Raw genomic sequence first — 26443 nt, forward strand, 5'->3', positions numbered from 1 at the left:
TATGGCACCTAATCGTTACAATTACCTTTCAGTGTCGCGTCGTCACAACCCTCCCTTGTCTATGATGAAACTTGCCACACCTTTTACTCCGTCTCCTGCCTTGATATTGGTAAAGACAAAGGGTCGATCTCCCCTCATTTTCTTTGAATCTCTGTCCATCACGCCCAGATCGGCGCCAACCAAGGGTGCAAGGTCAATCTTGTTGATGACCAACAGGTCAGACCGTGTAATTCCCGGGCCGCCCTTTCGCGGAATTTTGTCACCGGCGGAAACATCGATTACATAAATCGTGATATCGGCGAGCTCCGGACTGAAGGTCGCCGCGAGGTTATCACCGCCCGACTCGATCAGGATCAGTTCCAGACCCTCGAATTTTTCCGAGATATCTGCCACCGCGGCGAGGTTGATGGACGCATCCTCACGAATGGCTGTATGCGGGCACCCTCCCGTTTCAACACCGACAATCCGCTCAGGTGGCAATGCCCCGGAACGCGTCAGGAACTCTGCGTCCTCGCGCGTGTAAATATCATTGGTAATCACCGCAATGTTATAATCCTCCCGCAAATATTTGCAGAGAGCGTCGGTGAGTGCCGTTTTTCCGGAGCCCACCGGCCCCCCGATACCGACACGCAAGGGTCCGTTATGTCGTGACGTCATGATCTGAATAACCTCGTATATTGTGTTTCATGTAAAGCGGAACACCAATCAACCATCAGGGTCGCGGAGCCCAGATCGTCGATATGTGCCTCTTTTGCAATATAGGCAATCCGGCCAACCTCATTGGCGAGTGCGGCTATCGCCCTTTGTCCATCTGTCTGTCCAAGCGGCACAAGACGGACCGCCGCAGAGACAAGATTGGAAATAAATCCGTGAAGATAGGCGATGAGTGTCTCGCCAAGCGGCACAGCATGGTCCGCGGCAACGATGCCGACCGTTATCGGATGGATGAGCGGTCCATTCCAATGTTCACCCAGCGCATCTAATGTCGTTGCCTCCGTGTTGACATCCTTAATAACACTCACGAACGCTCGTCCCTGTTGCGCTGTTTCAAGTGCGATTTCTTTTGTTGGGGCAAAGGCATTGCCAATTTCTGCAACTTCCTTCAAAGCGGCCATATCCTGATCCAGAGTCGCGCCATAGGCAGCAGCCAGCAAAATACAGTCGGACTTACCACTGCCAAAGGCCAGTATGTCAGTGATCCAGGGCACCAGATCTTCCAGACTGGTCACTAGCCCGGCCTCCACCGCATATTCAATCCCATGACTATATGTATAGGCACCAATCGGATAGGAAGGCGACATCCAGGACATCAGGTTAAAAAGTGCGCGATTATCCATGATGATGCCCGTGACCATGACCTTCTGTCTCGCCATGCCCGTATGCGCCGCCCTCGGGATTAAAGGGAGCCTCCAATCGGCCAACCGTCGCACCGAGCTTTTCTGCCATCTCCTCAATCACATGGTCCTGCCGAATGCGAAGGCGATCGCCCATTAATTCGGTCGGCAGATGCCGGTTCCCAAGATGCCAGGCGACACGCACCAGATGCGCAAGGTCTTTGCAACTGATATCTGCTACGGGTTCATTGCATGCACGCACCCCAATACCGGTCCCATCCTCAAGCAAAAGAATATCGCCGTCACGCAGGGTTTTTGTTTCCGGCAGGTCGAGTAAGAAAGCTGTCCCCTTATCGGTCTCAAGTTTCAGGCGACGGCGACGGCGATGGTCGAAATCAAGTGTTACCGTATCCAGCATCACGCCGTCAAAAGGTGTGGTCGATGTATAAATGGCCTGTGCATGCTTCATGGGTTAATACATGAAATAGCGTTGGGCCATCGGAAGCTCCGACGCCGGTTCGCAAGTGAGTAGTTCGCCATCCGCATGAACCAGATAGGTTTCAGGATCAACATCGATCTTCGGCGTTGCACTGTTATGGATCATGGATGCCTTACCGATGCCCGAACGGGTATTTTTCACGGGCAGTAGGTCTCGTTCCAGACCAAGGTTTCCTTTAAGGTCATATTGGAGCGAAGCCTCGCTCACGAAGGTAACAGAACTTGCCGTCAGGCTTTTACCAAATGCGCCGAACATCGGACGATAGTGAACCGGCTGCGGTGTCGGGATGGAGGCATTCGGGTCCCCCATTGGCGCCGCGACAATTGTCCCGGATTTCAACACGAGGTCCGGCTTCACGCCAAAGAACGCCGGCGACCAGAGTACGAGGTCGGCCAGCTTGCCTGCCTCAACAGAACCGACATAGCTATCAACCCCTTGAGCGATGGCCGGGTTAATCGTGTATTTCGCGATATAGCGCTTAACGCGGAAGTTATCGTTATCCCCCGTTTCCTCCACCAGCCGACCGCGCTGCTTCTTCATCTTATCGGCCGTCTGCCAGGTGCGAATAAGGACTTCGCCGACCCGGCCCATCGCCTGACTGTCGGAAGCAATGATGGAGAACGCCCCCAGGTCGTGGAGGATATCCTCGGCGGCAATCGTCTCTTTTCGGATGCGACTCTCTGCGAAGGCCACGTCTTCGGGGATATTCGGATCAAGGTGGTGGCAGACCATCAGCATATCGAGATGCTCATCAATCGTGTTGACCGTGAAAGGGCGCGTTGGATTGGTTGAAGACGGAATCACGTTGGGCTCCCCGGCAACCTTGATGATGTCCGGCGCATGACCGCCCCCTGCCCCCTCGGTATGAAACGCATGGATAGTCCGCTTCTTGAACGCTGCGACAGTGTTTTCGACAAAACCGGATTCATTCAGTGTATCTGTATGGATCAGCACCTGCACATCCATGTCATCGGCAACCGAAAGACAACAATCAATGGCGGCGGGCGTGGTGCCCCAATCCTCATGCAGTTTCAGACCGCATGCTCCTGCCTGTACTTGCTCTACAAGAGCGTCCGGTAAACTCGCATTACCTTTTCCGAAAAAGCCAAGGTTCATCGGGAAAGCTTCCGCCGCCTGCATCATGCGGGCAAGATGGAACGCGCCAGGCGTGCAAGTCGTCGCGTTGGTGCCGGTCGCCGGGCCCGTACCGCCGCCCATCATGGTTGTCACGCCACTATAGAGCGCATCGTCAATCTGCTGTGGACAGATGAAATGGATATGAACATCAAGCGCTCCCGCTGTGAGGATTTTTCCCTCACCGGCGATCACTTCGGTCGACGGGCCAATGATAATATTGACGTCCGACTGGATATCCGGATTTCCGGCCTTACCGATTGCCTGTATTTTCCCATCCCGCAAACCAACATCGGCCTTAACGATGCCCCAATGATCGACGATCAGCGCGTTGGTAATCACGGTATCGACAGCGCCATTAGCCCGCGTTACCTGTGACTGGCCCATGCCGTCACGGATGACCTTGCCTCCGCCGAATTTGACTTCTTCTCCATAGGTCGTGAAATCCTTCTCGACCTCGATAAAAAGCTCTGTATCGGCAAGGCGAACCTTGTCGCCCGTTGTCGGGCCGAACATGCCCGCATAGGCGCCTCGTGAAAAGGTGACCGCCATTTTATTCTCCCTTGTCCAGCGAGCCCATAACGGCCTGATTAAACCCATAAACTGTGCGGGTGCCCGAAATCGCGACGAGATTTACATCTCTCGTTTGCCCGGGCTCAAAACGGATAGCCGTGCCTGACGGAATATCAAGACGGAATCCTTTAGCGGCCTCCCGGTCAAATTCGAGGCCACTGTTGGTTTCCGCAAAATGATAATGGCTGCCCACCTGAACAGGACGGTCCCCGGTATTGGAAACGGTCAGTGTCATGGACTGACGTCCCACGTTCAGTTCGATACTTCCTTTGGCGGGAATTATTTCACCTGGTTTCATCTCGCGCTCCTTATCGAATGGGATCATGTACGGTAACCAGCTTGGTCCCGTCCGGGAACGTGGCTTCGACCTGCACTTCATCGATCATTTCCGCAATGCCGTCCATGACCTGTTCCCGACTGACGACGGTCCCACCTTCACTCATCAGGGTGGCAACGGATTTACCATCCCTCGCCCCCTCGATTACGTAATCGGTGATGAGCGCAATGGATTCGGGATAGTTCAGCTTGACCCCACGGGCCAGCCGCTCGCGTGCCACCATGGCCGCCAGTGAGACCAACAGTTTATCCTTTTCCCTTGGTGTAAATTGCATGTTCCGCCCTTTTATTGATTTTCCCACACTTTTGGCAGCTCTACCGAATGCCCTGTCAATTCTGTGCGCATTTTTGTCAAAATTTGCGTCAGGCTTTTACGTAGCTCATATCCGCTATTCGCCAGCACCCGCACTATCAACAATTCTTCCCTTGAGGTCACGGCCGCGCGCACGCCACATTCACGCGCCGTCTCTCTCGCCGCCTCAAGATAATTTTCTGCATCATCGTCCGCGATCAGGATCGTCGCCATTCCCTTCGCTCCGTCCAGCACTGCCGGGCGCAAGGAATTGCCATGAATATCCCCTTCCAGCACAAAATTATCGAGCCAGAGAAGCCTGCCGTCTCGCCAAATTTTCCAACCATCGCGAAGACTGGCGGACCGCAAAACCTCCCCATGAGCCGTTCTGCCAAACAGCGTCGCCTCAAGAGCGATCAGGCGGCTACCCGCCTCGAGATACAGGCGATTCATCCGGCGCAAACGGCTTTTCTCAAAAAGAATAGTTTCCTGCGGCAACCATTCGAGGATAGCTTTTTTCCCGACATGCATCTCCGCTTCGATTGTCGCCATTGACCCAACGGAGCGATATATCTTCTCGGCAGCCTGACCCGATACGGTGAGTCCTGCCCCCTCTTCCAGTCTGACCAGATAGGACATGTGATCACCACCTGTGAGACCGCCCGCCGTATTGATCAGGACGGCTTCGGGATAGTCCGCGTGATCTACAGTCGGAAACCGGACCCGCCCGCACCCGCGCTGATACAAATGCGCGAGCTTTGAGCCCCCTTCCTTACGACGAAATGTTAATTCAACCCGCCCCTCGGATCGGGCAAGCGCTGCAGGGCCTGTACGAGGTTTTGCCGATGTTTCCGGTACCACGGGCTCAGACAGTAAGATATTTTCGTACGTCACTTTCCAGCATATCCTCTTTTGCTCCGGCGAGTACGACTTCCCCGCGATCCATAACAGCAAAGCGGTTCGCAAGATCGCGCGCAAACTCGAAATACTGCTCTACAAGTAAAATGGCCATGTCCCCGCGTTCCCGCAATATTTCGATAACATTGCCGATATCCTTGATGATAGAGGGCTGTATGCCCTCAGTCGGTTCATCCAGGACCAGTAGCTTTGGTCGCATTACCAGCGCCCGGGCAATCGCCAGCTGTTGCTGTTGACCACCCGACAGGTCTCCACCCCTCCTTCTTAGCATATCCTGAAGTATAGGAAACAAATCAAAGATCTCGGACGGGATATATCGCTGGCTCATAGGGAGTGCGGCAAAGCCCGTCTTCAAATTTTCATGCACGGTCAATAGCGGGAATATCTCCCTCCCTTGCGGGATTACGGCAATACCTTCCCGGGCGCGCTGATGCGCGCTCATATTCGTGATGTCTTTACCTTCCCAAATGATTTTTCCACTCGATACCGGGTGCTGGCCAACAATGGCCCGAAGCGTGCTGGTCTTTCCAACACCGTTGCGGCCGAGCAATGAGGTAACCTCACCCTTGTTGACATTCAAAGATACGTGGCGCAACGCCTGACTAGCACCATAGTAAAGATCGACATTTTCGACGGTCAGCATGATCAGCGCCCCAGGTAAACTTCGATAACACGTTGGTTGTTTTGCACAGTATCAAGGCTGCCCTCAGCGAGCACCGACCCTTCATGCAGGACAGTCACTTTGGACTTTAGCGCGCGAACAAACTCCATATCGTGCTCGACCACCACAACTGAGTGGGTCGCAGAGATTTCACGAAGTAAAATAGCTGTCTGTTCCGTTTCCGCGTCTGTCATTCCGGCGACAGGCTCATCGACAAGCAGAAGATCCGGGTCCTGCATCAATAACATGCCAATCTCCAACCATTGTTTTTGACCGTGGGAGAGGTTGCCGGCAAGGTCTCCGGCCTTTTCCGTCAGGCGGATAGTGCCGAGAACATCTATAATTCGGGCGACTTCCGCATCATTAAGCGCAGCAAAAAGAGTCGTCATGACACCTTTCTCACCCTTTAGCGAAAGTTCCAGATTATGAAAGACTGTCTGGCTTTCAAACACAGTCGGTTTTTGGAATTTGCGGCCGATGCCAAGGTTGGCAATAAATGCCTCGTCATGCTTGGTAAGATCGATACCGCCCTTGAAAAAAACTTCGCCCGTGTCAGGTTTCGTTTTTCCTGTGATTACATCCATCATCGTCGTTTTACCGGCACCATTCGGGCCAATAATCGCCCGCATCTCGCCAGGTTCAACTACGAAGCTGAGATTGTTCAAAGCCTTGAAGCCATCAAAGCTGACACTAACTCCGTCCAGATACAGGATTGAGGTCAATTCCTGCTGACTAGATTCATTTGCATGCGTCGTCATCATTCTTCTTTCACCGACAAGGGAGCGCCGATGTCCGGACTCTCCCGTCGCCTATTCTTTAATTTTTCGATCCAGGTGGCGGAAGTGCCGACAATCCCTTTTGGCAAAAACAATGTTGTGAAGACAAAAAGGCCTCCCAACATGTAAAGCCAGGCTTCCGGAAAGCTGCCAGTAAAGTAACTCTTGCCCCAGTTTACGAGGAAAGCGCCGAGAACAGCGCCCCAAAGAGTCCCCCGTCCGCCAACCGCCACCCAGATCACCACTTCAATCGAATTGGCCGGGGAAAATTCTGACGGGTTAATGATTCCAACCTGCGGCACATAAAGCGCGCCCGCAATACCGGCCAGAACGGCGGACACGACGAAGACAAAAAGTTTGTAATACTCGACCCGATAACCGGAAAAGCGCGTCCGGCTTTCCGCATCCCTAATGGCAACAAGGACTCGGCCAAGCTTTGATTGAGTGATAAAGCAGCACACAAGATATCCAAGCCCGAGCGCAATCACGGAGGCGACGAAAAGGCTCAACCTTGTCCCGGTCACCTGTAGATCAAAGCCTAGTAGATCCTTGAAATCTGTGAGTCCATTATTGCCGCCAAACCCCATATCGTTACGGAAAAACGCGAGTAGGAGCGCGTAGGTCATCGCTTGGGTGATGATCGAGAGATAAACACCCGTCACCCGTGAACGGAAAGCAAACCAACCAAAAACAAAAGCGAGCACACCGGGAACCAGCAAAACCATCAGCATGGCAAAGGGGAACATGTCGAAGCCGTACCAGTACCATGGAAGCTCCGTCCAGTTGAGGAACACCATGAAATCCGGTAGCACTGGATTGCCGTAAACTCCCCGGTCACCGATCTGACGCATCAGATACATACCCATGGCATAGCCGCCCAGCGCAAAGAAGGCGCCATGCCCCAGACTCAATATACCTGCGAACCCCCAGATAAGATCAACACTCAGCGCCAGAAGCGCGAAGCAGACATATTTCCCCATCAGGCTGACAAGATAGGTCGGCACATGGAACGGCGAGGTCTCTGGGAGCAAAAGATTGCTCAGGGGAACGAGAAGGGCGGCAACAAGAAGAATCCCCAAAAACGTCTTGCCGCCGCCCGGGAGACCCGTCATGAGGGAAACGAACGGGCCTTTGTTGGTTTTGAATATCGTATTAGCCATGGCTTAGTTCTCCACAGCTCGGCCCTTGAGGGCGAACAGCCCCCTGGGTCGTTTCTGGATAAACAAAATGATGAAAACGAGAATACAAATCTTGGCGAGAACTGCGCCGGTGTAGGGTTCGAGAAACTTGTTCGTAACACCGAGACTGAGGGCACCCACCAACGTGCCCCAAAGGTTGCCGACACCGCCGAAAACAACAACCATGAAGCTGTCAACGATATAGGCCTGCCCCAAATTGGGACTGACGTTATCAATCTGACTTAAGGCAACGCCCGCCATTCCGGCAACGCCGGATCCCAGGCCAAACGTCATGGCGTCAACCCAGCCGGTTCGAATGCCCATCGAGGCAGCCATCCGGCGATTCTGGGTGACCGCGCGCATCTGCAAGCCAAAGGATGTCTTGCGCAACACCAGTAACAGCATAAACAGCACGGCCGCCGCAAAAAGAATGATGGCGATCCGGTTATAGGTAAGCGCTAGGCCACCGGTGATTTCCAAGGTGCCACTTAGCCATTCGGGCGAGGACACTTCTTTATTCGTCGGTCCAAAAATCGTCCGGACAAATTGCTGCAATATCAGGCTCAGCCCCCAGGTCGCCAAAAGCGTTTCAAGCGGGCGGCCATAAAGGAACCGGATAATACTGCGCTCGATCGCAACGCCGCAAAGGCCCGCGACGATAAATGCCGCAGGGATTGCCGCTATCAGCGAGTAGACAAGTAAGTCCGGTGCGAAGTTGCGACAAAGCTCCTGCACCACATAGGTGGTATAGGCACCGATCATTACCATTTCCCCATGCGCCATATTGATCACCCCCATCACTCCGAAAGTGATGGCGAGGCCGATGGCGGCAAGGAGCAGAACGGAGCCAAGCGAAATACCCTGGAATATATTTTCTATAATGCCAAGCATCGCGAGTTTTTCGTCTACCTTGGCAAGAGCCCGGTCTACACGCGCCGCAAATTCCTGAACTTCAGGCGACGGATTCACGATAGCTGCAAGCCTGTTCGCCTCTGCGCTCAACAGGGACTTAACTTCGGGATCTGATTGCTCCTCCAATATGAGAAGCGCTTCAGCTTGTGCCTCTGGTGTATCTCCATGGACAAAATTCAAAGCTGCAAGCGCCCGGCGCATTGCCGCAGCTACCGAAGAATCCGCTTCCGCCGCCAAGGCATCACTCAGGGGAACAATCATTTCCTTTGGGCGGCTCTTGAACACTGAATCCGCCGCCTTTAACCGCAACGCAGGATCCTCGTTCAAGAGGGTCAACCGTCCAACAAGATCCTTGATAAGGCCACGCATACGGTTGTTGATGCGTATTTTGGAGAGATCACCGCTTTGGACAACACCGAGGTCCTCATCGGTGACAATATCCTTGATCTGATACCCGTCACTTACTTTTTCCCGGGAAACGAGTCGGTTGCCAGATTTGGTCGCGTAAAGATTCCCGCCGAGCAGCGCCTCCAGTAAAAATGCTGATCGTGGATCGCCCGAAGCAGCGATAGTCTCGGTGGCCAGAATTTTATCACTGTAATTTTTTGAGAGCAGGCCCTTCGCGGCGTCAGCCAGATCCGCAGAAGCGGAGGCCTGGGTCGCCAGCAGAAACAGCAAGGCCGCAATGATGGTTTTTATTGTAATCCGCATGGGGGTAACCGGATTCTCGCTAAACTAAGGGAAGGGAAGAAAGGGCCGGTCGATCGCCGGCCCTTCTGCTAGTACAAGATTGATTAGTACATCGGCTTTTCACAGCCACCACAGACATAGGGGTATGTCCAGTCGGCGATCAGTTTGGCGCTTTCAGGAATGTAATCGCTCCAGGCGTCGCCAACGACGACATCTTCTGTCCGCCACACCGTTTCAATCTGGCCGTTGTCCTGAATTTCACCGATCAGGACTGGCTTGGAAAGATGGTGGTTGGTGTTCATGACAGCTGTACCACCTGTCAGGTTCTTGACCTTCTGGCCATACATGGCCTGGCGAACTGCATCCACGTCAGTGGTGCCGGCCTGCTCAACAGCCTGCGTCCACATCTTGAAGCCGATATAGGTTGCTTCCATCGGGTCGTTGGTAACTCGCTTGTCGTCACCGATAAATGCTTTCCACTGCTTGATGAACGCGTCATTTTCTTCACTTTCGACGCTCATGAAGTAGTTCCATGCGGCAAGATGGCCGACAAGCGGCGCAGTATCGAGACCAGCCAGCTCTTCTTCACCAACAGAAAAAGCGACTACCGGAATATCAGCGGCGTCAATGCCCTGGTTACCGAGTTCCTTGTAAAAAGGAACGTTGGCGTCACCGTTAATAGTCGATACAACGGCCGTTTTCTTGCCTTCAGAGCCAAACTTTTTAATGTCAGAAACGATCGTCTGCCAATCGGAATGACCAAAAGGTGTATAGTTGATCATGATGTCTTCTTCAGCGACACCCTTCGACTTTAGGAAAGATTCCAGAATTTTGTTGGTCGTGCGCGGGTAAACATAGTCAGTACCGGCCAGGACCCAGCGCTTGACGTTTCCGCCTTCCTCACTCATCAGATATTCAACGGCCGGAATTGCCTGCTGGTTCGGCGCAGCACCCGTGTAGAACACATTGCGAGAGCTTTCTTCGCCTTCATACTGAACCGGGTAGAATAACATGCTGTTCAGTTCTTCAAATACCGGTAGCACAGATTTTCGGGACACTGATGTCCAGCAGCCGAAAACAACGTCAACCTTGTCAACTTCGATCAGCTCCCGCGCCTTTTCCGCAAATAGGGGCCAGTTGGATGCAGGATCAACCACAACCGCCTCTACTTTTTTACCCAAAAGGCCGCCATTTTTATTGAGATCATCCACCATCATCAGGACCGCGTCCTTCAAGGTGGTTTCCGAAATTGCCATCGTGCCGGACAAGGAGTGCAAGACCCCCACCTTAATCACGTCATCCGCCGCCTGGGCCGTTCCCAGGCCGAAAGCGCTTGTCGCCAACATGGCCGCGCCGGTAATCACACCTGCGACTTTGCGTAGTCCTAACATTTGATGATGCCTCCATTAGCCCATTTGTTTTTTTGCAGTGCATCATAAAAAGCAAAGGATGTGCCAGAAAGCATCAGCATCGCTCGAATAGCTATTAATCGATTGATAAATATAGTATTATAAAATAGCGAAGCCGTAATCGACTGTGGCCTCCTGATCAGAAAATGATCAGAAAATCCACATTTGCCTAAAATTTAGTCGTATTTGGTCAGTTTCAGATTTATTCTCTGTAATTGTCTATTTTTTGTGCTTTTTCTTGTAACTTTCATATTAACGCTATGGTAATGCCGCGCGCCGCGTGAAAATATTCGCTGGGCAGACGCACCAATGATCACCTCAAGGGAGGGGAAAATGAGAAAAATACTCGGTATTCTTATCTTAGGACTAATTATGAGCGGGACAGTATCTGCAGCAGATAACAGGGTAGACGGATTACGGCCGGACGCACCGGAGCTCGCCGCTCCTGGAGATAATGCGATTGGCGTGCGAACCCTGCAGTTCATCAATAAAGGTCAGGTTGATATTCTGAAGGTTGAGGCGGGCAAGCCACTTCCCACCTATGATCGACCGTTGACGGTAGAAGTCTGGTATCCGTCAGACGGCGCCAAGCGGGGCGGCAGTTATGAAAATGTCTATTTACGCGATGGAAAAACGCAAGTAACGCTATTTGGCCAAGCAGTCCGTGATGCTGCACCGGCAAAATCCGCGGCAACCTACCCTCTTATCATTATTTCTCACGGCTATCCGGGCAATCGATTTCTTCTGAGTCATCTGGCTGAAAATCTGGCCTCCAAGGGGTATGTCGTCGCCTCAATAGACCATACGGACAGCATGTATCATGACAAGGCTGCGTTTGGCAGTACATTGGTGAACAGACCGCTGGATCAGAAGTTTGTGCTGGAGGAGATGGATCGTCTTGGAAAGGATCCGGACAGCTTCCTGAATGGCCTGGTAAATGCGAATGACACCGGATTGATTGGTTATTCCATGGGCGCCTATGGTTCAGTTATTACGGCGGGAGGTGGTGTCACGAAAGCCGCTACCGAACTCAGCTGGGGCGCACCAGCTGGCACTTTAGAGCGCATGATGGCTGGCAGCGAAGAACACAAAGCCCTGCTGGATGATCGCTTCAAGGCAATTGTCTCCATTGCGCCCTGGGGCATGACATATGGCTTCTGGGATGCGGAAGGTCTGGCGGGGGTGCGCGTACCGATGTTTTTCATTGCCGGCAGCGTTGACGACGTATCGGGCTATGAAAAGGGCGTAAAGGCAATTTTCGAGAATGCGGTGAATGCAGATCGCTACTTGCTCACCTTTGTAAATGCCAATCACAATGCCGCCGCACCTATTCCTGCGCCTGCAGAATCATGGAAACCAGTCGATAATCTCGATTTTGTTCCCTTTGAACATTATGCGGATGCGGTGTGGGATACACTTCGCATGAATAATATCACGCAACATTTCGTCACCGCCTATTTCGATTCTCATTTGAAAGGCGACGCAGATAAGAAAAGCTATCTGGATATTATCGAAACGGCCAGTGAGGGCGTGTATGCAGTCGAGAAAGACGGAACACAGAAGCCTGAGCATAATTACTGGAAAGGTTTCCAGAACCGAACCGCCAAGGGTCTGATACTGGAGCATAAGACCAAAGCGAATTAGGCTTCGACACAACCGCCAGATCACTTTTCAGAATGCCGCCGTGGTCTGGCAACCACCCCATAAAGCAAGTTTTCCGAGAGAAACTTCGCCAGGTAACGGCAATCAATCGCTGTTGTCCTGGGCATAATTTAACCGCAAAGGCATCGGGCCAATTTTACTTCCGTCAATTACACGGATTCGATTGTAATTTAATCGGTAACCCTGCAACCCGTTGCCATATTCTCAAGCGCCAGGCACAAAAAAACCGCCGTCAATACAAACCGACGGCGGCTTTCGATTACCGCAAACTAGAGCAGAGAAATATTTTCTGCAGAGGATTTGCCGTTCTTGCCAGCTTCGAGTTCATAAGAAACTTTCTGCCCTTCATTCAGGCTCTGAAGCCCGGCGCGCTCAACCGCTGAAATATGGACAAAAGCGTCGCTTGATCCATCTTCAGGCTCAATAAAGCCAAAACCTTTTGTTGGGTTGAACCATTTTACAGTACCTGTAGCCATAGTATTATTCCTTTATAGCAACATGAAACGCGTGACCCACACCTTGCAGGCCTACGGTTTTCGTAACGATCACATTGTCAGGGATAACTAAGGTAACCAGCGTACCGATTATTTAGGCAAGTCAAAACGAATGTAACACGTCACGCATAGATATAGATTATTTTTCATAAGTCAATGATTTACATCGAAATGTCTTTTGAGCCGGAACAGAAAGCGTCTTTTAGTCCAACTTCACTCTTCCGCGGGTCTTCTTGAGACCCGCCCGTTTTTGCTTTTTCTCAAGCCGGCGTTGCTTGGAGGCAAAGGTCGGTTTTGTCGGCCGACGATATTTGGGAACGATCGCCGCTGTCCTGATTAAGTCGACCAACCGCTCAAGGGCTGCCTTCCGATTGCGATCCTGAGACCGATATTCGCTCGCCGTAAGGACGAGCACTCCTTCTTTCGTCATGCGCTGTCCGGCCAACACTCGTAACTTTACGAAAACATAAGGTGGAATGTTCGGGCTGTTTTTGGCATCGAAACGCAACTGAACAGCAGTTTCCACCTTATTAACGTTCTGTCCACCAGGGCCGGAAGCGCGAAGAAAGCTCTCCGTGATTTCCGCATCGTCCAGTTTAATATTGCCATCAACTTTAATCATAATGCCTCGGTTAAACAGAAAAATGAGCGTAAAGGCAAGGCCTGCAATGCTCCAAGCCTGACGTAGACTCCGTTGCATACCTCACTGCATGGAGTACAGTATCCCTATAAACCTTCAATTGGAGTCAGAACGCATGACGGCCAATCCCGATGATCTGGGCATCGACGCGTATAGCTCGAAGGACATAGCCGCAAGGGTCGAGACTAGTGGTATTGCAAAGGCGCGGCTCGGTTTTACACAAGTCCTTATGCTAGCTATTCTGGCAGGAGCCTTTATTGCACTGGGAGGTGCTTTTTACACTCTGGTTATTACTGGAAGCGAACTCGGATACGGAATAACCCGATTCGTAGGCGGAATTGCCTTTTCGCTTGGTCTCATTCTCGTCATCGTTGGCGGAGCGGAACTTTTTACCGGTAATAATCTAATCGTCATGGCTTGGGCAAGCCGCAAAGTTACCCATCGCCAACTTCTGCGAAACTGGATCATTGTTTATATTGGTAACTTTATCGGCGCCTTAAGTACCGCAGCCTTGATTAGTCTTTCCGGCGTGCTTTCGATGAGTGACGGGGCCGTCGCCGAGACGGCTATTTACATTGCCAATGCCAAGCTTGCCCTTTCCTGGCAGGAAGCCTTCTTCCGGGCTATCTTATGCAACACTCTTGTTTGTCTTGCTGTATGGCTTTGCTTCGCTGCGCGTGGGGTCAGCGGAAAAATCCTTGCCATTATTTTTCCTATTTCCGGTTTTGTCGCCCTCGGGTTTGAACATTCCGTCGCAAATATGTATTTCATCCCCGTTGCCTTTTTTGAAGGTGCGGAAACAATTTCGATCAGCGGGTTCGCCGCCAACCTATCCATCGTAACTGGCGGCAATATTTTGGGCGGCAGCGCCCTCGTCGCGCTAGTTTATTGGCTTATATATTTGCGAAAAGCCCCTCAGGCTTAACTTACCCCTGGCTCGAATAGTACGTTTGGTAAATTAGGGGGCTGTTGGAGTTAGACCTTAAATTTACAGATTAGCACCATTGCCCTCAAAGCTCACACAATAGTGAGATATCGTGTACTCGGCCAGCCGCTCTATCTGCTATCACCTAACGGAGGCATCCTGATTTATAGGGAGATTACCTGTGACGAAAAACCCTGACTCGCGCGATGCGGTTGCCCTGTTAATATTGCGGCTAGGTCTTGCATGGTTCCTCTTTGTCTGGGCCGTAAACAAGGTTTTAGAACCTGAGCAGTATATGCGCATCTGGGGCTATTTTCATGGTATCGATATTGGCGCAACCATGCCTTATGTCATGGGGGCTGCCCAGATTATCATTTGCGTCATGGCCGCGTTGGGGCTCTGGCGGACCCTGTCATATGGTCTTCTTTTTCTGATGCATCTGGTCACCGTGATCGTGATTTTCCCCAGCCTGATCGCCCCATTTGTGATCGAAGACGGATTTCCCGTTAATCGCAACAATTCGATTGCGCTCGCGACGCTGGCTGCATTTGCGGCCTTATGGATGTTACGCCATCGGGATCACTATTCCCTCGATGCCTGGTTACAGCGGCGCAGGCGAGAAAGACGTCACCAGGTCAGCTGACATGAATCAATGTTTTACCGATTGCCTGCTGATTTTCCAGGCGGGCCAGAGCTGCCTTTGCCTGTTCAAGCGGAAATGTTCTGTCGATTGACGGCTTAACATGCCCCTGCTCGCAAAGCCTGAACAGGTCATTCATCACGTTGTTCGAAATGTCTGGCTGATACCAGGCCGTTGTTGACCAGTTCGCGCCGAGAACAGCATAAGATTTGATCAAGGGCATATTCACGCCAAGTTCCGGTATCCGTCCCGACGCAAAGCCAACGATGAGTATCCGGCCTCCCCTTGCCATACGTCGTGAGCAGATATCGAAAAGATCGCCGCCGACAGGATCATAGACAACATCAACCCCTTTATTGTCGGTTAGTTCCTTTAACCGCTCATTCAGGTCTTCCACAGTGTAATTTACTACCACGTCGGCGCCCGCGGCTGTGGCCGATTTCATCTTTTGCTCGCTGGAGCAAACAGCAATAACCCGTGCCCCAAGGGCCTTGCCGATTTGAACGGCGTAATTTCCTGTGCCCCCGGCAGCGCCAAGCACAACAAGAGTTTCTCCCGGCATCAGGTGCCCACAGTATTTCAGTCCATACATAGCCGTTCCACCTGCCAGAGGAATGGCCGCACCAATGTCATAGGATAGACTATCGGGAAGCCTGAAACACATCTGCTCTCTCACAGAGCTGTACTGTCCAAGCGCCCCCTGTCCCATACCGACGATCCGGTCGCCGACTTTGAGTCGTCGGCATTCCGATCCCGTCTCCCGGACAACCCCTGAAAATTCCAGCCCCAAAACAAAAGGCAGGTCTGGTTGATCCTGATAAAGCCCCCGCGGCTGCAGGACATCCGGAAAATTAAGGGCCGCCGTCTTGATTTCGACAATCAATCCACGCGGTCGCACCGCGGGTTTCGGGAACTCGCTTAGGGTCAGACTATCCAGACCCGTTGTCTCGGTAACAACAATCGCTTTCATTCTTCTTATTCCGTCTTGCTGCTCTGAAAAATCAGGATAGCGCCAATAAGTCTCATATTGCAAGTATAAAAGTCTCGTACTGAAAGCACATAAATGATATACAGACCTGTATGTTACAGCATGAAATTCTGCCGGACAGCAGCTGTTCCGTTGAGCGGTCCTTCGAAATTTTGGGCGGTGCCTGGACCTTCCTGGTGCTGAGAGAAGCCGTGTTTGAAAATGTCGTCCAGTTCGATAATTTTCAATCCAATCTCGGCATTGCGCGCGAGTCCTTGAAACGTGTGCTCAACCGTCTCGTGCGCAATGGCGTCATGGACCATCGCCCACTCGCGCCGGGGGGATTGCGAAAAGGATATTTTCTTACGGAACAAGGTCGGGATCTGTTGCCTGCCCTGGTGGCAGCACTTAACTGGGGTGAAGTATGGGCCAATGAAGGTCCTGCACCTGAGCGCCTGACACATAAGCAATGCGGCCACGCTCTTGAGCAGGCTGTAGTCTGTTCTCATTGCCACGTTCCAGTGGATCCGCGGGACGTCAGCTTCACAAGTAAAATAAGGAACCGTAGCAAGGGGCGCGAGAAATTCGCGAAAATGCGCTATGTAGAGCAGACACTGCTTGAACGCCAGCGCCCCAGCTCCATTGCGCGGACCATGGCAACGATCGGCGATCCATGGAGCTTTCTGATTATTCGCGAATGCTTTTACGGTATTCGACGATTTGATGCCTTCCAGCAACGACTCTCCATTGCCAGCAATATCCTGACCGCGCGATTGAAGCGACTGCTCGCGGCAGGTGTGCTGCGGACACAGCCCGTTGCTGATCAGCCCCATCTCTCCGAGTATCGATTAACCGAAAAGGGAATGGCGCTCTATGCTGTTCCGCTAACCATTATCGCCTGGGGCGACAAATGGCTCGCCGGGACAAATGGTCCCCCTTTGATCCTGACGCATAAACGTTGCGGTCACGTTTTTTCGGCGGAACTTCGGTGCCGGAGTTGCGACGTCGGAATCACTCTTGATGATGTGGAGTATCAGGCGTTGGCATAGTGCCGCCCGCCGCAACAACTGCTTTCGCCCATTTATAGTCCGGTTTGCCATTGGCATGCCGCATCACTTCGGGAACGATAAAAATTGCCTTAGGCAGCTTGTAGCGAGCGATATGGCGGGCCCCCTCACCGAGCAAGTCATTAGCGTCGACGGTGGCCTCCGGGTGCAGCGAAACAACAGCCGTTACTTCCCGTCCCCAGCGAGCACTCTCCCTTCCGACAACCAACACATCCTTTACCGCAGAATGATTCTTTATGGCCTCTTCAACTTCCTCGACAAAGATTTTTTCTCCACCGCTGTTGATAACAAGAGAATTCCTGCCGAGCAGCCGGACGAGACCTCCCGGAAGCAACTCAGCCCGATCACCTGCAATCGCAAACCGCTCTCCCTCCAGCTCTAGGAAGGTCTTTTTTGTTGCGGCTTCATCATTCAGATAGCCGATAGGCACGTAGCGCCTGCGTGCCCACCACCCTGTTCCGTCATGTCCGGGCTCGAGAAGCCCGGTACGATTTTCGTTCAGGACCGCGTTTCCAGGCGACATTCGGAAGGTTCCCGGTAGGCTTCCGTCGATATCCTCCACATGCTGGCCTTGATTGCCACCTTCCGAGGATCCAAGAAAATCAAGAATGCGGGTCTTGGGAAGCAGCTTCAACAAGGCATGTTTGGATTTTGTCGACAGATGTGCACCGCTGTTCAGGAAGAAACGGAGCGAATTGAGGTTATGCCTGCCTGCCTTGATTCCCTCTATCAATGGAAGGGCGAAGGCATCACCGACAATCGAGATCATCACGATTTTTTCCCGCTCGATGGTGTCCAGAATATCAACGGGATCCAGTTGATCCACTCGCCCCTGAATCACTACCGTGTTCCCTGCGAACAGGCCCATGATCGCATTCCATTGCCCGGCGGCATGCATGAACGGCGGCGCCGGCAGAACAGGCATTGTTCCCTCGGATGCAATGGCGGCGACTTCGTCAAGGCTCTCAATTATGCCTCTATCGATAAGTCGCCGCCCGCCCAGGACTGAAATCCAGATATCCCCCTGCCGCCAGAGCACGCCCTTTGGCTGACCGGTGGTGCCGCCGGTATAAAGGATATACAGATCGTCCGGGCTGTAAGGTAGATCCGGTGAGCTGGGTGAGGATGCCGCGATCAGGCTTTCGTAATCGATCGCCCCTTCAATGAAACTAGGCCCACCGTCATCTATTTCGATAAAATGCGTTAAACTCGGTACCTGATTGCGAATGGCCGCCAGTTTCTCGCCGAAACTTCGCTGATAAACAATTACGCGCGCCTGCGCATCATTGAGGAGGTAGGCAAGCTCCTCCTCGACATAGCGGTAATTTACATTGAACGGGGCGAGCCGTGCTTTGAAGGCGCCGAACATGGCCTCGAGATATTCATTACTGTTATGAAGATAAACTGCGAGGAGGTCCTGACCGGATTCCCAGTTCTGCAGATTGCTGCGTTCCGTATGACATCCTAATCCCAGGTCAAGCAATGCATTGGCCAGACAATTTGACCGGCTTGTAAATTCCGCGAATGTCCATCTTTTGTCCCGACAGACGATGGCCGTCCTCTCGGGAACCGCGGCGGTAATACAATCAAGGATCTGTGGTAAATGAAACATGTAGTTTAAAATGCATCCGGGCCGCGAATAACATCGCGGCCCGGAATTCAATCCTTTTAGTCTGACCAGAAATCCTTTGACAGTTCCCGGCGTTTCTTCCGGCTTTCTGCACTCTTGAAGTCCTTGAGGCCCGAGGACCCCCTTGCATAGGGCATGATCGGCACCTCGAAGGCCAGCGCACCCTGGACCGGCAAATCCGCGCTCTTGTTCAGGGCGAACTTGGTCCGGCGAACTGTCATCGGATGTTTTTGCAGCATGATATGCGTCAACTGGGCAACCTGATCATCGAGTTCCTCCGGCGCGACAACGCGATTAACCAGATCATAGCGTTCCGCTTTTTCTGCCGTAAACATCATTCCGATCAGGTTCCATTCCTTCGCCTTGCGTCGCCCGGCAAATTTCGGAATGCGCGAGAGACCTCCCCAGCCAGGTGTAATATCCCAGTCAATTTCCGGCATACCCCAGCGCGACCGGTCTGTCGCCACAACAAAGTCACAGACAAGTGTCAACTCCAGGCCACCGCCTGTGCACACCCCATCCACAGCCGCGATGGTGACCGGCGTCAGGTCCTCGATCAGCTGGACCGTTTCCTGATAGAGACGAACCTGCCAGTAGGATTCATCTCCCTTCCATTCATTGAATTCTTTGATATCGTCGCCAGCACAGAAGGTATTGCCCGCCCCGCGCAGGATCATGACCCGGCATTCCCGGTCCGCGCGCACCGCAAGGATGGCATCCTTCAACTCCGCAGAAAGCTCCCGATCCAGCGCATTATGCACTTCGGGCCGGTTCAATGTTATGGTGGTAACCGTGTCCTGGCGGTCGAAGATCAGCTTCTTATAGTCGCTCATTGTTATATCCTTTCCCCGTTAGGTCGTTCTTGTTAGGCGACGCTACTTTTGTTATAAGATTTATAGAAAGTCTAATAACGAAAGTCAATGTCCAAATTGATGAATGAAAAAGGCTGAAAGATGACGCAAGATCACCAAGAGAAATCGCCCCCGCCGGGCTTCGTCCAAAGCCACACACGAGGTCCTTTTTCAACCCATAACGGTCCGTTCTTTCACAAGGTAGAGGGAGATCAATTCTGGCACGGTCTCTATATTGCCGAACGTCATTGCAATTCACGTGGACGACTGCATGGCGGCATGATGACGACATTTGCCGACGGGCTGATGGCCACGGCAGTGGCCCGCGCCAACAAAATCACGGCCGTCACGATCAGCCTGAACTGCGACATATGCTCTGCCGCCGATATCGGGGACTGGCTGGAAGGCACTGCCCGCCAAATCGGCCTTAATGATGGCATCGCCTATGTTGAGGCAGAAGCCTGGGTCGGGGGGAAGACCATCTTCACTGCGAGTGGGGTGTTTCGACTGCTTGAGGGGAAAGCCGCGCGGAAAAATTAACCTGAAAGCAAAAAAGCCCCGCATTCCTGCAGGGCCTTTTTTGAAAATTGGAGCGGGCGATGAGATTCGAACTCACGACCCTAACCTTGGCAAGGTTATGCTCTACCCCTGAGCTACGCCCGCTCGAGCGTGCAACATGCGTTGCGAGGCGGGATAATACGTAAATAGCCTATGAATGCAAGCGCGTTTTGTCAAAAAATGCGGCTTTTGCCAATTCTTTATTTCCACAGGGCGACAGAGCCGCTAATTTCTCCCACTCGAACAGGAACGAGGAACACGAATGCCCGCAACACCCGAGGAATTATTTGAAAAACTCGATGCGCTGGGAATCACCTATGAAACCCATCATCACGCGCCGGTTTTCACCGTCGACGAAGCGCAGGCGCATACCGATCATCTTCCTGGAGGACATTGCAAGAACCTGTTTTTGAAGGACAAGACCGGCGATCTCTATCTGGTCGTCTGCCTTCAGGATACCGCGGTTGACCTGAAAGCCTTTCGCAAGCTGGTGGGAGCCAGGAACCTGAGCTTTGGCAAACCGGAACTTCTTTGGGAAGTCCTCGGTGTTGAGCCAGGCTCTGTCACGCCTTTTTCGCTCATCAATGATACGGATCGCCTCGTCATGGTGATATTGGAAAAGCGGATGATGGCGCATGACCTGCTTAATTATCACCCGTTACGCAATACGATGACCACTCAGATCACCTCCAGTGATCTCGAAAAATTTATCGAGGGGTGCGGCCATCAGCCCCGTATTCTTGACCTGCCCGAACGCACATAAGATTTCACGGCTGTCTTGATTGTCTTTTCCCTTGGCCTAAATCATCCACAGGGCTCTTAACAAAGCAGGCGTATGGTGCTATCCCATGAATCGGGCAATAGCTGCTCTGATGGCTCGCTCTTCTTTGGAAACAAAATGACATTGGTAATTTAGGCTTATGGAAACTCTGATTAGCGAAAGCGCCGGTGCAGGCGATGATTTGATCAAGGACGGCTCCACAGAGAGCTTTATGCAGGAAGTAGTCGAGGCGAGCAAGGAAACCTTAATCCTGGTCGATCTCTGGGCGCCCTGGTGTGGCCCCTGCAAGCAACTCGGCCCAATGATTGAAAAAGTGGTTAGGGACGCAAAAGGCGCGGTGAAGCTGGTCAAGATCGATATCGACCAGAACCCACAGATCGCCCAGAGCCTCCAGGTGCAGTCGATTCCGGCGGTCTTTGCCTTTAAAAATGGCCAGCCGATCGATGGTTTTATGGGGGCATTGCCGGAGAGCAAGATCAAGGAATTTGTAGAGCGACACGCAGGTCCCATTGGTCCTTCCCCTGTTGAGGAAGCGTATCAGTCCGGCACCGAGGCGCTCGAAACCGGGGATACGGAAGTCGCCTTGACGGCTTTTGCGAAAATACTGGAACTGGACCCGGATCATGTCGACGCAAAAGCCCAGCTTGCCCGCGTTTATATCAAGCTCGGGGAACTAGACGCCGCCAAAAGCCTGATGGAAACGATCCCGGAGGATACCAAGCAGACACCCGCTGTAACGGCTGCGCTCGCTGCCATCTCGATTGCCGAAAACGCTGCCGATGCAGGGGAACTGGAACCACTGCGCTTGAAAGTCGAAGAAAATCCCGATGACCTCGCCGCCCGGCTTGAGTATGGAAAAGCTTTGGCGGGCGCGGGAGACTATGAAGCCGGCGGCGCAGAGTTCCTGGAGATCATTCGCCGCGACCGTGACTGGAATGAGGCCGCGGGACGCCATGAACTTCTCAAGATGCTGGAAGTGATGGGTCCGGCTGACCCGCTCACCAAGAGCCTGCGCCGGCAACTCTCATCGATCCTATTCGCATGACCGACACCGGCGCGAATACGGGATTGGAAGAACTCCCGTCTGCCCTGCCGATTTTCCCTTTAACCGGTGCGCTGCTCCTGACCAATGGTCATCTCCCGCTGAATATTTTTGAACCCCGCTATCTCGCCATGGTGCAGGATGCCATGGCAACCCATCGTCTGATTGGCATGGTCCAGCCCCGTGATCCGGAAACCAACCATATGACGCCAGAAATTTACCAGATTGGTTGCGCCGGTAAAATCTGTGAGTATGGGGAAATGCCAAATGGTATGCTGCGCATTACCCTGGAGGGTATCTGCCGGTTCGAGGTGATCGAAGAGCTGAATGTCGCGACGCCCTATCGGCAGGTGATGGCGGAGTATCGTAAATTCAAGCATGATATGGAGCCGGTCCAGCGCAATTGCGTTGATCGTCTCGCCCTGCATGAAGCCCTGCATCATTTTCTGGAGTTCGAAGACGGGGCCAGCGACTGGCAAACGCTTGATCACATGGAAGATGACAGTCTGGTGAATTCCTTGTCCATGATTTGCCCTTTCTCGCCAGTTGAAAAGCAGGCTTTGCTGGAAGCAACGGATATTGCCGCCAGGGCAAATTTGCTGATCTGTCTGCTGCAGATGATGCTGCAACAGGTGGAAACCCACCGCACCGTGCAATAACTCTAACCTAAAGAGACACCTCATGCCCGACAACAAGGCCCTCGCTGTAGATCCGAAGCTACTGGAAATTCTAGTCTGCCCGCTCACCAAGGGCCCGCTGATTTTTGAACGGGAAAATAACGAACTGGTGAGCAAGGCCGCCAATCTTGCCTATCCGATACGAAATGGCATCCCCATCATGCTCGTGGATGAAGCCCGGGAACTAGACGAGACGAACGGCTAATGAGCGGCGAAATCTATGATCAGGCGGGAAGGCCGAAGCCGACCGAGATCCGCTTGAAAAAGAACGAGAAACGATTGGCCGTTTCCTTTGAGGATGGCCATTCCTTTTTATTCCCGGCGGAGCTATTGCGCGTGGAGAGTCCTTCTGCGGAAGTACAGGGTCACGGGGCCAGTCAGAAACAGATTGTCGCCGGACGACGACATGTCGGGATTATGGGGCTGGAACCGGTCGGCAACTACGCAGTGCGTATCAGCTTTGATGACTTGCATGACACAGGCCTTTTCTCCTGGGCCTATCTGTATGAACTCGGACTGAATCAGGATCATGTCTGGGAGACTTATCTCGATAATCTGGCTAAGGCCGGCCTTAGCCGGGACCCGTAGGGCCTGTTTAAAGAGCTTCGCCGCGCAGCAATCGCGGCATCTTTCCAACGGTGCCGCGTGCATGTTCCATAAAGAACCCCTTGAGCGTCGGCATCTTATTGACGGCGGCGAGGCCCAGGTCACGTGCCAGCCGAACCGGCGGAATATCATTTGTAAAGAGCCGGTTGAGTCCGTCAGTGATAGCCAGCAAGGCAATACTGTCGAACCGGCGCCAGCGCTGATAATCCTCAAGCACCGTGGCGCCACCGATATCCTGCCCGAGCCGGGCCGCATCGACCACCACCTCCGCCAGCGCCGCAACATCCCGCAAACCGAGGTTAAGGCCCTGTCCGGCTATCGGATGCATGCCGTGGGCGGCATCCCCTATGAGGGCAAGCCGTAAATCGGTATAACGCTCCGCCTGATGCAGATTGAGAGGGTAGCTCCAGCGCGGGCCAACCACTTTGAGGTCGCCGAGATAATCGCCAAAGCGCTTCTCCATCTCTCGATGAAACTCGGCCTCCGGCAAGGCCATGATGACTTTTGCACGCTCTGTTGGTTCCGTCCAGACAAGGGAAGAACGATTTCCGGTCATCGGCAAAATTGCGAAAGGGCCGGGTTTTAAAAACCGTTCCTGCGCTACACCGTGATGCGGCGTCTCATGCGCAATGGTGCAAACGATACCCATCTGGTCATAGGACCAGCCAACGGTCTTTATTCCTGCAAGCTTTCTGAGCGGGGAATTGCGCCCGTCCGCCGCGACGAGAAGGCGTGCCGTCACTATATCGCCTGAAGTAAGATGTGCCGAAACGCCCGAACTGTCCCGTGTGATTGCGCTATATTCCGCAGGCGCCAGAATGCTCAATGTCTGAATTTCTGCGGCTCGCGCGTATATAGCTTCGCGCAGATGCCGGTTTTCCACCATATGACCAAAAGGTTCATCTCCAAGCTGGCGATGATCATAATGCAGGAAGAATTTTGACGGGCCGTCCGTAATTCGAATGTCCAGCATCGGCTCTTTCGCCTTCACATGGCTCCAAATACCACAGGAGCGGAACAGGTTTCGCGAGGCATGGGCGATTGCTGATACACGCCCATCGAATTCCGCATCGACAAGATGGCTCGGCTCCTCTCTCTCAAGGACTAGAACCTCTAATCCCGCAGACGCTACGGCAATCGCAAACGGTAGTCCGTTCAGGCCACCGCCAACGACAAGAACATCCACATTGATTGATTTTTCCGTCATCATTTCCGCCATGCGAACAAATTCACCAGATTACTTGCCACAAAAGAGATATATGCCTAATTTGCTGTCATGACAAAGCTCTGGCATGAAATGACAGCCTTGGAACTAGGGCATCTTATAGGCGAAGGTTCAATTGATCCAACTGAACTTGCGCAATATTTCCTTGATCGCATTAAAAAGCACGATCCGGAGCGGAGAATTTATGTCCGATTATCCGAAGAAAGAGCGTTGAGCGAAGCGAAAGCCGCCGCGGTCCGTGCAAAAAACGGAACACGCCTCAGCCCTCTGGATGGTGTTCCAATTTCCTGGAAAGACCTGTTTGATACAGCCGGCATCGCAACCGAAGCCGGCACACGGCTTTTTGAGGGACGCATCCCGGCAAAAGACGCCGAATGCCTGACCCGGGCTAGCCGCGCAGGACTTGTCTGTCTTGGCAAGACCAACATGCCGGACATTGCCTTTTCAGGCATCGGTGTTAATCCCTGGACCGGGACGGGCCCCAATCCTTTTGACCGTGAAATTGAACGCGTGCCGGGTGGATCGTCAGCGGGTGCGGCGCTGTCCATTGCCGAAGGACTCGCCCCGGCAGCTATTGGATCTGACACCGCCGGATCTGTTCGTATTCCAGCCGCCTGGTGTGGTGTCACCGGCCTGAAAACGACGTACGGGCAAATTTCACTGGAGGGTGCCGTCCCGCTTTCCTATACACAGGATACGATCGGACCGCTTACCCGCGATATTGCCGATGCAAATATCCTTTACAGCATTCTTTCCGGCCGACCCGTGGCGGATTTGTCCGGTGCTTCATTGAAGGGTGTGCGCATTTTAAGGGCGACAAGCCAGTTCGACGCACTTTCCGACCCCGCCATTATAGAACAGGTGAAGAAAGGCCTCTCCCTGTTGGAGGCCGCAGGCGCCGTTGTGACAGAGGGACCAGTAAAGGCATTTGATGATGTTATCGCACTCTCGGCAAAGCATGGTAGCCCGGCCGCGATAGAGGCATGCATGATGTACGGCGATCAAATCCGCGCCAATCGCGGCTGCATGTATGAACCGATCGAGGAGAGAATCCTGGCCGCCGACAAGTTTACAGCAGTCGATGCCGCGGCCCTGTACCGCGGCATGGAAGCATTGATCTCTGACTATCTGGATCAAACCGCGGGCTATGACCTTGTTGTCGGCCCGACACAGCCAGAGCACCCGCCGGCGATTGCTCCGCTTCTTCAAAGCGTCGAGGCGTATTTAAAGGCAACGATGATGTCGATCAGCCTCACACGGCTGGCGAATTTGCTTAGGTTATGCGCGACAACATTGCCTTGCGGACGGGAAAGCGGTTTTCCGGTCGGGCTTATGTTGATGTCGCCAGGCGACACTGAAGGAAAGCTACTCCGACTGTCTGCCGCGGCAGAAACCGCCCTCAAGCCAATAAATGCCTAAATTTTAGACTATTTTCCCGTTTTGATTAATTATTAGGCAAAATCGGCGCGTATTTACGCCCATACTTTTGGCAACATCTCTCTAATCCATTGATTATATTATAATTTTCAAAAAGAACCTCAGTTGGCACGGGTCTTGAAAAATAGAGACCGAAACCGGAGTTTTTCACCCCGGTCAAAATGACAAGTCAATGAGGTGACCATCATGAAGCTGGTAATGGCTGTAATAAAGCCCTTCAAACTGGACGAGGTGCGTGATGCCTTGACATCGATCGGTGTCGATGGACTGACCGCAACGGAAGTCAAGGGGTATGGCCGACAGAAAGGGCATACAGAAATATACCGCGGCGCGGAGTATGCAATATCTTTTCTCCCCAAAATTAAAATCGAGGTTGCCGTAAAGGAGGATCTTGCCGAACAGGTGGTCGAAGCAATTGCTGGCGCTGCGAAAACCGGGCAGATCGGAGATGGCAAAATCTTTGTTTTCGATTTGATGAATGTCGTCCGTATTCGAACGGGCGAAACTGACGCAGACGCGCTCTAGGAGA

At 52.8% G+C, this 26443-nt stretch carries 30 protein-coding genes and 1 tRNA gene; 12 read left to right on the top strand and 19 right to left on the bottom strand.

The window, feature by feature from the left end; genetic code table 11:
* Positions 1-42: 42 nt before the first annotated feature.
* From ureG to urtA, 12 genes are all read right to left on the bottom strand, one after another.
* Positions 43-657: an urease accessory protein UreG gene (gene ureG / locus J0X12_RS02560; RefSeq protein ID WP_207041813.1), complete on the bottom strand. Its 615-nt coding sequence runs from the start codon at positions 655-657 to the stop codon at positions 43-45.
* On the bottom strand, positions 654-1373 hold the full coding sequence (locus tag J0X12_RS02565) for an urease accessory protein UreF (protein WP_207041815.1): 720 nt from the start codon (positions 1371-1373) through the stop codon (positions 654-656). Before J0X12_RS02565 ends, ureG begins: the two co-directional genes overlap by 4 nt.
* Positions 1330-1803, bottom strand: coding sequence for an urease accessory protein UreE (gene ureE / locus J0X12_RS02570; RefSeq protein WP_237687930.1), 474 nt, complete (start codon positions 1801-1803; stop codon positions 1330-1332). The genes J0X12_RS02565 and ureE overlap by 44 nt, the downstream gene beginning before the upstream one ends.
* A gap of 3 nt (positions 1804-1806) precedes the next feature.
* On the bottom strand, positions 1807-3519 hold the full coding sequence (ureC, locus tag J0X12_RS02575) for an urease subunit alpha (RefSeq protein ID WP_207041817.1): 1713 nt from the start codon (positions 3517-3519) through the stop codon (positions 1807-1809).
* Position 3520: 1 nt separating this feature from the next.
* Positions 3521-3838 carry an urease subunit beta gene (locus J0X12_RS02580; protein WP_207041828.1) on the bottom strand — a complete coding sequence of 106 codons (318 nt, stop codon included), beginning with the start codon at positions 3836-3838 and terminating at the stop codon, positions 3521-3523.
* A gap of 10 nt (positions 3839-3848) precedes the next feature.
* Complete coding sequence (locus tag J0X12_RS02585; RefSeq protein ID WP_207041831.1) at positions 3849-4151, bottom strand: urease subunit gamma; 303 nt, start codon at positions 4149-4151, stop codon at positions 3849-3851.
* Positions 4152-4162: 11 nt separating this feature from the next.
* Positions 4163-5062: an urease accessory protein UreD gene (locus J0X12_RS02590; protein ID WP_207041839.1), complete on the bottom strand. Its 900-nt coding sequence runs from the start codon at positions 5060-5062 to the stop codon at positions 4163-4165.
* The gene (gene urtE, locus J0X12_RS02595) at positions 5034-5729 is read right to left on the bottom strand and encodes an urea ABC transporter ATP-binding subunit UrtE (protein WP_207041841.1); all 696 of its coding nucleotides are present in this window, start codon (positions 5727-5729) and stop codon (positions 5034-5036) included. The genes J0X12_RS02590 and urtE overlap by 29 nt, the downstream gene beginning before the upstream one ends.
* Positions 5730-5731: 2 nt before the next feature.
* On the bottom strand, positions 5732-6505 hold the full coding sequence (gene urtD, locus J0X12_RS02600; RefSeq protein ID WP_353890929.1) for an urea ABC transporter ATP-binding protein UrtD: 774 nt from the start codon (positions 6503-6505) through the stop codon (positions 5732-5734).
* Entirely contained in the window at positions 6505-7635 is a 1131-nt protein-coding gene (gene urtC, locus J0X12_RS02605; RefSeq protein ID WP_207042933.1) for an urea ABC transporter permease subunit UrtC, read from the bottom strand. The genes urtD and urtC overlap by 1 nt, the downstream gene beginning before the upstream one ends.
* A 51-nt stretch (positions 7636-7686) precedes the next feature.
* Complete coding sequence (gene urtB / locus J0X12_RS02610) at positions 7687-9324, bottom strand: urea ABC transporter permease subunit UrtB (protein ID WP_207041845.1); 1638 nt, start codon at positions 9322-9324, stop codon at positions 7687-7689.
* An 83-nt stretch (positions 9325-9407) separates the two neighbouring features.
* Complete coding sequence (gene urtA, locus J0X12_RS02615) at positions 9408-10694, bottom strand: urea ABC transporter substrate-binding protein (protein WP_237687932.1); 1287 nt, start codon at positions 10692-10694, stop codon at positions 9408-9410.
* A 351-nt stretch (positions 10695-11045) separates the two neighbouring features.
* Between urtA and J0X12_RS02620 the strand changes: the two genes are divergently transcribed.
* Entirely contained in the window at positions 11046-12356 is a 1311-nt protein-coding gene (locus tag J0X12_RS02620) for an alpha/beta hydrolase family protein (protein WP_207041847.1), read from the top strand.
* A gap of 287 nt (positions 12357-12643) precedes the next feature.
* Here the strand turns inward: J0X12_RS02620 and J0X12_RS02625 are convergent, their stop codons facing one another.
* Together J0X12_RS02625 and arfB are read right to left on the bottom strand one after the other, a co-directional pair.
* Complete coding sequence (locus J0X12_RS02625; RefSeq protein WP_207041849.1) at positions 12644-12850, bottom strand: cold-shock protein; 207 nt, start codon at positions 12848-12850, stop codon at positions 12644-12646.
* 220 nt (positions 12851-13070) lie between these two features.
* Positions 13071-13490 carry an alternative ribosome rescue aminoacyl-tRNA hydrolase ArfB gene (gene arfB / locus J0X12_RS02630; protein WP_207041851.1) on the bottom strand — a complete coding sequence of 140 codons (420 nt, stop codon included), beginning with the start codon at positions 13488-13490 and terminating at the stop codon, positions 13071-13073.
* Between the two features lie 133 nt (positions 13491-13623).
* Between arfB and J0X12_RS02635 the strand changes: the two genes are divergently transcribed.
* A complete protein-coding gene (locus J0X12_RS02635; protein ID WP_207041853.1) occupies positions 13624-14433 on the top strand; it encodes a formate/nitrite transporter family protein in 810 nt (269 codons plus the stop codon).
* Positions 14434-14614: 181 nt separating this feature from the next.
* Positions 14615-15076, top strand: coding sequence for a DoxX family membrane protein (locus J0X12_RS02640; protein WP_207041855.1), 462 nt, complete (start codon positions 14615-14617; stop codon positions 15074-15076).
* Here the strand turns inward: J0X12_RS02640 and J0X12_RS02645 are convergent.
* On the bottom strand, positions 15069-16043 hold the full coding sequence (locus tag J0X12_RS02645; RefSeq protein ID WP_207041857.1) for an NADPH:quinone oxidoreductase family protein: 975 nt from the start codon (positions 16041-16043) through the stop codon (positions 15069-15071). The genes J0X12_RS02640 and J0X12_RS02645 overlap by 8 nt on opposite strands.
* A gap of 110 nt (positions 16044-16153) precedes the next feature.
* Between J0X12_RS02645 and J0X12_RS02650 the strand changes: the two genes are divergently transcribed.
* Positions 16154-17089, top strand: coding sequence for a winged helix-turn-helix transcriptional regulator (locus J0X12_RS02650; RefSeq protein ID WP_207041859.1), 936 nt, complete (start codon positions 16154-16156; stop codon positions 17087-17089).
* Here J0X12_RS02650 and J0X12_RS02655 read toward each other — a convergent pair.
* Both J0X12_RS02655 and J0X12_RS02660 read right to left on the bottom strand, forming a co-directional pair.
* Positions 17052-18719 (bottom strand): acyl-CoA synthetase, encoded by a 1668-nt coding sequence (locus J0X12_RS02655; protein ID WP_207041860.1) that lies wholly within the window; start codon positions 18717-18719, stop codon positions 17052-17054. The two genes, J0X12_RS02650 and J0X12_RS02655, sit on opposite strands and share 38 nt — an antisense overlap.
* Before the next feature lie 56 nt (positions 18720-18775).
* Positions 18776-19570 carry an enoyl-CoA hydratase/isomerase family protein gene (locus J0X12_RS02660; protein ID WP_207041868.1) on the bottom strand — a complete coding sequence of 265 codons (795 nt, stop codon included), beginning with the start codon at positions 19568-19570 and terminating at the stop codon, positions 18776-18778.
* A gap of 120 nt (positions 19571-19690) precedes the next feature.
* On the opposite strand from J0X12_RS02660, the gene J0X12_RS02665 reads away from it, so the two are divergent.
* Entirely contained in the window at positions 19691-20128 is a 438-nt protein-coding gene (locus J0X12_RS02665) for a PaaI family thioesterase (protein ID WP_207041870.1), read from the top strand.
* A gap of 48 nt (positions 20129-20176) precedes the next feature.
* On the opposite strand, the gene J0X12_RS02670 is transcribed toward J0X12_RS02665, so the two are convergent.
* A tRNA-Gly gene (locus J0X12_RS02670) sits at positions 20177-20251 on the bottom strand.
* Between the two features lie 157 nt (positions 20252-20408).
* Between J0X12_RS02670 and J0X12_RS02675 the strand changes: the two genes are divergently transcribed.
* The 5 genes from J0X12_RS02675 to J0X12_RS02695 all read left to right on the top strand — a co-directional run bounded on the left by J0X12_RS02675 (position 20409) and on the right by J0X12_RS02695 (position 23234).
* Positions 20409-20909 (top strand): prolyl-tRNA synthetase associated domain-containing protein, encoded by a 501-nt coding sequence (locus J0X12_RS02675; RefSeq protein WP_207041872.1) that lies wholly within the window; start codon positions 20409-20411, stop codon positions 20907-20909.
* A gap of 157 nt (positions 20910-21066) precedes the next feature.
* Positions 21067-21972 carry a thioredoxin gene (gene trxA / locus J0X12_RS02680; RefSeq protein WP_207041874.1) on the top strand — a complete coding sequence of 302 codons (906 nt, stop codon included), beginning with the start codon at positions 21067-21069 and terminating at the stop codon, positions 21970-21972.
* Positions 21969-22628: an LON peptidase substrate-binding domain-containing protein gene (locus J0X12_RS02685; protein ID WP_207041883.1), complete on the top strand. Its 660-nt coding sequence runs from the start codon at positions 21969-21971 to the stop codon at positions 22626-22628. Before trxA ends, J0X12_RS02685 begins: the two co-directional genes overlap by 4 nt.
* Before the next feature lie 22 nt (positions 22629-22650).
* A complete protein-coding gene (locus J0X12_RS02690) occupies positions 22651-22851 on the top strand; it encodes a Trm112 family protein (protein WP_207041885.1) in 201 nt (66 codons plus the stop codon).
* Positions 22851-23234 carry a gamma-butyrobetaine hydroxylase family protein gene (locus J0X12_RS02695; RefSeq protein ID WP_207041887.1) on the top strand — a complete coding sequence of 128 codons (384 nt, stop codon included), beginning with the start codon at positions 22851-22853 and terminating at the stop codon, positions 23232-23234. Before J0X12_RS02690 ends, J0X12_RS02695 begins: the two co-directional genes overlap by 1 nt.
* A 7-nt stretch (positions 23235-23241) precedes the next feature.
* On the opposite strand, the gene J0X12_RS02700 is transcribed toward J0X12_RS02695, so the two are convergent.
* A complete protein-coding gene (locus J0X12_RS02700; protein ID WP_207041890.1) occupies positions 23242-24471 on the bottom strand; it encodes a UbiH/UbiF/VisC/COQ6 family ubiquinone biosynthesis hydroxylase in 1230 nt (409 codons plus the stop codon).
* A gap of 78 nt (positions 24472-24549) precedes the next feature.
* Between J0X12_RS02700 and J0X12_RS02705 the strand changes: the two genes are divergently transcribed.
* Together J0X12_RS02705 and J0X12_RS02710 are read left to right on the top strand one after the other, a co-directional pair.
* A complete protein-coding gene (locus J0X12_RS02705) occupies positions 24550-25896 on the top strand; it encodes an amidase (RefSeq protein WP_207041891.1) in 1347 nt (448 codons plus the stop codon).
* Between the two features lie 204 nt (positions 25897-26100).
* Positions 26101-26439: a P-II family nitrogen regulator gene (locus tag J0X12_RS02710; protein WP_207041894.1), complete on the top strand. Its 339-nt coding sequence runs from the start codon at positions 26101-26103 to the stop codon at positions 26437-26439.
* Positions 26440-26443 lie beyond the last annotated feature (4 nt).

Source organism: Sneathiella sedimenti (genome assembly GCF_017313765.1).
GTDB classification, from domain to species: Bacteria; Pseudomonadota; Alphaproteobacteria; order Sneathiellales; family Sneathiellaceae; genus Sneathiella; species Sneathiella sedimenti.

Coding starts and splice junctions, on each gene's coding strand:
- J0X12_RS02695 (WP_207041887.1), top strand. CDS start 22,851: ATGAGCGGCGAAATCTATGATCAGGCGGGAAGGCCGAAGCCGACCGAG.
- J0X12_RS02565 (WP_207041815.1), bottom strand. CDS start 1,373: ATGGCGAGACAGAAGGTCATGGTCACGGGCATCATCATGGATAATCGC.
- J0X12_RS02700 (WP_207041890.1), bottom strand. CDS start 24,471: ATGGCGGAAATGATGACGGAAAAATCAATCAATGTGGATGTTCTTGTC.
- J0X12_RS02690 (WP_207041885.1), top strand. CDS start 22,651: ATGCCCGACAACAAGGCCCTCGCTGTAGATCCGAAGCTACTGGAAATT.
- urtC (WP_207042933.1), bottom strand. CDS start 7,635: ATGACGGGTCTCCCGGGCGGCGGCAAGACGTTTTTGGGGATTCTTCTT.
- ureC (WP_207041817.1), bottom strand. CDS start 3,519: ATGGCGGTCACCTTTTCACGAGGCGCCTATGCGGGCATGTTCGGCCCG.
- urtB (WP_207041845.1), bottom strand. CDS start 9,324: ATGCGGATTACAATAAAAACCATCATTGCGGCCTTGCTGTTTCTGCTG.
- ureE (WP_237687930.1), bottom strand. CDS start 1,803: ATGAAGCATGCACAGGCCATTTATACATCGACCACACCTTTTGACGGC.
- J0X12_RS02655 (WP_207041860.1), bottom strand. CDS start 18,719: ATGTTTCATTTACCACAGATCCTTGATTGTATTACCGCCGCGGTTCCC.
- J0X12_RS02585 (WP_207041831.1), bottom strand. CDS start 4,151: ATGCAATTTACACCAAGGGAAAAGGATAAACTGTTGGTCTCACTGGCG.
- J0X12_RS02620 (WP_207041847.1), top strand. CDS start 11,046: ATGAGAAAAATACTCGGTATTCTTATCTTAGGACTAATTATGAGCGGG.
- J0X12_RS02665 (WP_207041870.1), top strand. CDS start 19,691: ATGACGCAAGATCACCAAGAGAAATCGCCCCCGCCGGGCTTCGTCCAA.
- J0X12_RS02660 (WP_207041868.1), bottom strand. CDS start 19,570: ATGAGCGACTATAAGAAGCTGATCTTCGACCGCCAGGACACGGTTACC.
- arfB (WP_207041851.1), bottom strand. CDS start 13,490: ATGATTAAAGTTGATGGCAATATTAAACTGGACGATGCGGAAATCACG.
- J0X12_RS02685 (WP_207041883.1), top strand. CDS start 21,969: ATGACCGACACCGGCGCGAATACGGGATTGGAAGAACTCCCGTCTGCC.
- J0X12_RS02675 (WP_207041872.1), top strand. CDS start 20,409: ATGCCCGCAACACCCGAGGAATTATTTGAAAAACTCGATGCGCTGGGA.
- urtD (WP_353890929.1), bottom strand. CDS start 6,505: ATGACGACGCATGCAAATGAATCTAGTCAGCAGGAATTGACCTCAATC.
- J0X12_RS02635 (WP_207041853.1), top strand. CDS start 13,624: ATGACGGCCAATCCCGATGATCTGGGCATCGACGCGTATAGCTCGAAG.
- J0X12_RS02625 (WP_207041849.1), bottom strand. CDS start 12,850: ATGGCTACAGGTACTGTAAAATGGTTCAACCCAACAAAAGGTTTTGGC.
- J0X12_RS02580 (WP_207041828.1), bottom strand. CDS start 3,838: ATGAAACCAGGTGAAATAATTCCCGCCAAAGGAAGTATCGAACTGAAC.
- ureG (WP_207041813.1), bottom strand. CDS start 657: ATGACGTCACGACATAACGGACCCTTGCGTGTCGGTATCGGGGGGCCG.
- J0X12_RS02710 (WP_207041894.1), top strand. CDS start 26,101: ATGAAGCTGGTAATGGCTGTAATAAAGCCCTTCAAACTGGACGAGGTG.
- J0X12_RS02650 (WP_207041859.1), top strand. CDS start 16,154: ATGTTACAGCATGAAATTCTGCCGGACAGCAGCTGTTCCGTTGAGCGG.
- J0X12_RS02645 (WP_207041857.1), bottom strand. CDS start 16,043: ATGAAAGCGATTGTTGTTACCGAGACAACGGGTCTGGATAGTCTGACC.
- urtE (WP_207041841.1), bottom strand. CDS start 5,729: ATGCTGACCGTCGAAAATGTCGATCTTTACTATGGTGCTAGTCAGGCG.
- trxA (WP_207041874.1), top strand. CDS start 21,067: ATGGAAACTCTGATTAGCGAAAGCGCCGGTGCAGGCGATGATTTGATC.
- urtA (WP_237687932.1), bottom strand. CDS start 10,694: ATGTTAGGACTACGCAAAGTCGCAGGTGTGATTACCGGCGCGGCCATG.
- J0X12_RS02705 (WP_207041891.1), top strand. CDS start 24,550: ATGACAGCCTTGGAACTAGGGCATCTTATAGGCGAAGGTTCAATTGAT.